Annotated in this window: 4 protein-coding genes and 1 rRNA gene; all 5 read left to right on the forward strand. The window is 29.8% G+C overall.

What is annotated here, in order from left to right; all coding sequences use genetic code 11:
• Position 1 precedes the first annotated feature (1 nt).
• The 5 genes from rrf (at position 2) to OXH55_RS19770 (ending at position 4,470) form a co-directional block, all read left to right on the forward strand.
• Positions 2 to 118: ribosomal RNA gene (gene rrf / locus OXH55_RS19750) — 5S ribosomal RNA — on the forward strand.
• A 253-nt stretch (positions 119 to 371) separates the two neighbouring features.
• The gene (locus OXH55_RS19755; protein WP_268051871.1) at positions 372 to 857 is read left to right on the forward strand and encodes a MarR family winged helix-turn-helix transcriptional regulator; all 486 of its coding nucleotides are present in this window, start codon (positions 372 to 374) and stop codon (positions 855 to 857) included.
• 79 nt (positions 858 to 936) lie between these two features.
• Positions 937 to 2,082, forward strand: a complete 1,146-nt coding sequence (locus OXH55_RS19760; protein WP_268051872.1) for an HlyD family secretion protein — start codon at positions 937 to 939, stop codon at positions 2,080 to 2,082.
• A 1-nt stretch (position 2,083) separates the two neighbouring features.
• Positions 2,084 to 3,265, forward strand: coding sequence for an ABC transporter permease (locus OXH55_RS19765; RefSeq protein ID WP_268051873.1), 1,182 nt, complete (start codon positions 2,084 to 2,086; stop codon positions 3,263 to 3,265).
• Positions 3,208 to 4,470: an ABC transporter permease gene (locus OXH55_RS19770; protein WP_268051874.1), complete on the forward strand. Its 1,263-nt coding sequence runs from the start codon at positions 3,208 to 3,210 to the stop codon at positions 4,468 to 4,470. Before OXH55_RS19765 ends, OXH55_RS19770 begins: the two co-directional genes overlap by 58 nt.
• Positions 4,471 to 5,018 lie beyond the last annotated feature (548 nt).

Consider the following 5,018-nt stretch of genomic DNA (forward strand, 5'->3'; position numbering starts at 1 on the left):
ATCTGGTGGTTATGGCTTGAAGGTAACACCCGTTCCCATACCGAACACGAAGGTTAAGCTTCAAAGCGCCGATGGTACTGCACTGGAGACGGTGTGGAAGAGTAGGTCGCCGCCGGGTAAGTTTAAAGCACTAAGCAAAGGCTTAGTGCTTTTTTATTTTTAAAAAGTTATGTTAAAAGCTAGTTATGAAAACAAATAATAAACAATGATTTAAATACCATAATACTAAATATAAGTATTATGGTATTTTTTGTTATATGATGATTAATTGTTATTTTAATTATTGTTTTAAATTTATAGTTGACAAAATTGATTAATATATTTACTATATATATGTAAACTATATATATGTTTATTATGGAGGTGTTTAAGTGTCGAGAAATATGGGTGATTTGTTAAATACATATGATTGGATTGAAGATGTTTCAACAAAAATAATGGGTAATTTTATAAAGACAACATTATTAGTAGATAAGATATTTGATAAATATTATAAAGAAATAGGTTTATCTAAACCTCAGTTTCAATCTCTATATTTAGTTTATTTGGCTGGTGATGAGGGAATGACTCTTTCTGAACTTGGAAGTAAAATGTGTGTTACAAAAGCAAATATAACTACTTTAGTAGATAGAATGGAATCATATGGTTTTATGCAGCGAGTGAGTAATCCCAAAGATCGTAGAAGCATAAAAACAATAATTACAAAGGATGGTAAAAAAATATTAGATAAAGTTTTACCAGAATATAAGGAGTTTTCAGGTGAAATAATGGGATTTTTATCAGATGAAGAAAAGCAAATAGCAAATGATCTTCTAGAGAAAATTCAAAAAGGCTTAATTGAAACTCATTTAAAATAAAAAATCTATAAGAGTTTTATAAAGTACTTTTGGAATTATTAATAGAATACTAATATAAGCGATTAGGAGGAATTTACAAATGAAACGATTTACTAAAGTTACTTTTTCTACATTAATTATTGCTAGTCTTTTTACAGGGTGTAGTTCTATATCATCATTGAATGTAACAGGAGAAAAGCTAATTAAACCTCAAGAACAAAATCTTACTGTACAAGGACAGGTAGAAGCAGAAGAAATTAGTATTAATACAAAAATACCAGGAAATATAACAAAAGTTAAAGTAAGTGAAGGAGATAGAGTAAAAAAAGGAGATGTATTAGTTAATATATCAAGTGATACCCTTTTGGCTAAAAAAGCTCAAGCAGAGGCTGCTATTGCAGCTGCTACAGGTCAGTTAAAGGCAGCTCAAGCGGCTAAAGAGGCAGCTATTGCGCAATCTCAGAAAGCGGAAAATGGTGCTCAAGCAGAAGATATAGCTAAAGCAAAAGCAGCATGTGATTTTGCACAAGAAGCATACAATTTTGCAAAAGATTCTTATGATAGAGTACATGCTTTATATGAACAAGGAATTGCTACAAAACAGCAAAATGATGAAGCTTCAACAAAATTAAAGGAAGTTGCAATGAAAAAGGAAGTGGCTAAACAAACATATGACCAAGCATTAAAAGGTGCTAGAGAAGAGGACAAGCTTGCAGCAAAAGCTTTAGTTGCTAAAGCTGATTCTATGATACAGGCAGCGAAAGGACAAGTAGCTCAAGCACAAGCAGCTTCAAAAGAGGCGTCAACATATATTAAAGATACAGTAATTACTGCACCAGCAGATGGAGTTATAACTACAGTTAATCCAAAAGTAGGAGAACTTGTTTCTACAGGAATGCCGCTAATTACAATTTCTAAAACAAGTGATCAATGGATTGAGGTAAAAGTTCAAGAAAAAGATCTTTCTATGGTTTCTGTAGGTAAAACAGTAACTGTTAAATTACCTGCATATAAAGATCAACAGTTTGAGGGAACAGTTGTTAAAATTAATGCAAAACCAGACTTTGCAACTAAAAGAGCAACTAATGATAATGGAGAGTATGATATTTTATCTTATGGAGTAAAAGTTAAATTTACTAAAATGGATAAAGAATTACATCCAGGAATGACAGCCTTTGTTGATTTTGGTAAGAAATCAGATACTAAACAAGAAACTAAAAAAGATTCTAAGAAAGATGTGAAATAGTATGAAAGAGAAAATAAAGACTTGGATAACCACAAGAGATTGGATATCATTTTTAAAGAAAACTTTAATGCTATTTTTAATGATGTTTGTCATTCCTATTTCTTCAAGTTTTTTATTTGGTTATAATATGCAGGCTAAGCAAATTCAAAATATACCTACTGTTATTGTTGATAAGGATGGATCTTCTTTTAGCCGTATGATTACAGAGGAGATAAGAAGTAATGAAATTTTTGATATAGTAAGTTATTCACAACAAGATAGTGATATACAAAATTTAATAGAACAAAATAAGGCAAGGGTAGGTATGATAATTCCTTCTTCCTTCTCAAAGGATCTAAAAGAAGGTAAGGGCCCAAAAGTGTTAGTATTTTATGATGGCTCACAGATGTCTATGACTAGTGCTGCTAAAGCTAGAATGACAGAGATATTACTAACTATTAAGACTGGATTCTTAAAGAAAGTAATGGAGGGGAAATTAAACATACTTCCAAAAGAATCAATAAAAACTGTAACTCCTATGTATTTTTCATATCGTCTTCTAAATAACCCTACTAGAAACTATGTAAGTTTCCTTATACCAGGAATGCTAATAGCAATTATTCAAGTAGGACTAGTTATGATAGGCGTAGAACGTGTACGCGAAAAGGAAAAATATTTTACATTATATTTTCTTAAATCTTTGATTTGGGGTATTTTAGGAGCTGTATCAATAGTATTGACTATATGGATTCAATGTCATTATTTTGGAGTGCCTTATAGAGGAACAGTAGAAGGCGGATTAAAATTAACTTTACTATATTCATTAGGTATGATTTCTTTTGGAATGTTAGTTAAGTTAATAATTCCAAATAAATTGTTAGCAACTCAAGTAGCTGCAATTTTAGTTTTACCTTCTAGTATATTAGGGGGATATACTTTCCCATTGATGTCAATGCCTAAGGTGTTTCAACAAATAGGAGAGTGTATTCCATATGTTCATTATGCTGAACCGTTAAGAGATTTATGTATGAAACCTATTGATATTAGTTACATTGCAACAGATATGAATTGGTTGGCTAAGTTTGTTGTTTGGATTTGGATAGCTTCAGCTGTAGTATTTTTTACTAAAAAGATTGTAAAAATCTTATGGAACAAATTATCGGAGAAAAAACAACAAGAACAAAATGTAAAGGCGGTGGCTTAGACATGAGTAAAAAAGAAGTCTTGAAGATGATTATAGTTTGGATAAAAAATTCGCTTATGTTAATTGCATTACCTATATTCTTTACATTTGTTTTTGGAAAGGTTTATAGTAACACTTTTGTAGAAGAAATACCTATGGTTGTTCTTGATATGGATAACTCTAGTATGTCTAGAATGATTACAAAGCAATTTAAAGAAAGTCCAGGTTTTCAAATTAAAAACTATGCTAAGTCAGAAGATGAGTTAAAAGAATTGATAACAAGAAAAGAAGCATATGCTGGACTTATAATACCAAAAGATTTTGAGAAAAATGTAAAAGAAATGAATGCTCCTAAAACACTTTTTGTAGTAGATCAGACTAATATTGTTATTGGGAATAATGCTTTTGCATATGGAAGTGAGATATTAAATACACTTAATGCAGGAGTTCAGCTTAATGTTTTACAAGCAAAAGGCATGAAGCCTTATGAAGCGAAAAAAGCGGTTACTTCTATGTCTTTTGTACAACGTGTATTATATGATCCTCAAATAAGTTATATGAAATATTTGATGTTTGGGATAATAGGAATAATGATACAGCAGACTTTTTTAGAAGTACTTGCTCCAAGCTTAATAGAGGACAAGAAAAAAATATCAAATATAAAATTACGTTCTTTGGATAGTTTAAAATATTTAATTAGGATTCTTGGAAGGATTTTAATTGTAACAGCTTTAGCTTTTGTAGGATTTAGCATTTCTTTCTATGCAGCATGTAAATATTTTCATCTGCCTTTGAGAGGAATAATACTATATGATTATGTATTGTTATTAGTGTTTATTTTAGATTTAATTGCAGTAAGTTTTGTGTTTGCTGCAATATTTAAAGAGGTACTTCCATGTGTACAAATTTGTATGTTTTTATCAGTTCCAGCTATTCTTATGTGTGGATATGTTTGGCCAGAGTATATGATGCCAGAAGGTTTGCCTAATATAATTAAGATGATTTGGCCATTAGGATACTTTATTAATCCATTAAGAGATATAAATCTAAAAGGTTCAGGTTTTCAGGTAATATTACCATATCTTCAAGGTGGATTGCATTATGCTGCAGTCTGGCTTCCAATAGGAATTGGATTATACGCACTTAGAATTGCTATTGATAAATGGCTACAAAATAGAAAGTTAAATAAAGAGCAAGAAGCTAAAATAGCAGAGGCTAATGCATAATATTAAGATACACATATTAGAAAAAATTATGTGATTTGTTTTTAGATAGTTAAATATGTATAAAATAATAGATAAATTTTAAAACACTAAGTTAATGCTTAGTGTTTTTATTGTATAAAAACTATTTTTAGAAGCATTATATAAGTACGATACAGAGAATTTGTTTAAGTATTGTTATAATATAAAGTATACTCATCCTTGTGTATCAATGTAAGAAAAATTTATATTTAACGATAAAAATAGAGAATAATAGAGTTAATTTAGTGTAATAATATATATATTGAGTTTTGAAATAGATATTTGTGATAAGATATTCCTTGTCGTCGCGAGAGTGGCGATGAGAAAACAACAAAGTATGAATTTAAGGAATTTGAGAAAATTCAAAAGATTCAAAAAAGTTGTTGACAAAGAAAAGTTCAGGTGATATACTGAATAAGCTGTCGCAAGGCGGCGATAAAAAATTTGGTCTTTGAAAATTAAACAGAAGTAAGGAAACACAGTCAGTCAATAAATTTGAGTAAAGATTAAACTTTTAAATTGAGAGTTTG

This window comes from Clostridium ganghwense (assembly GCF_026735165.1).
Lineage (GTDB): Bacteria > Bacillota > Clostridia > Clostridiales > Clostridiaceae > Clostridium_H > Clostridium_H ganghwense.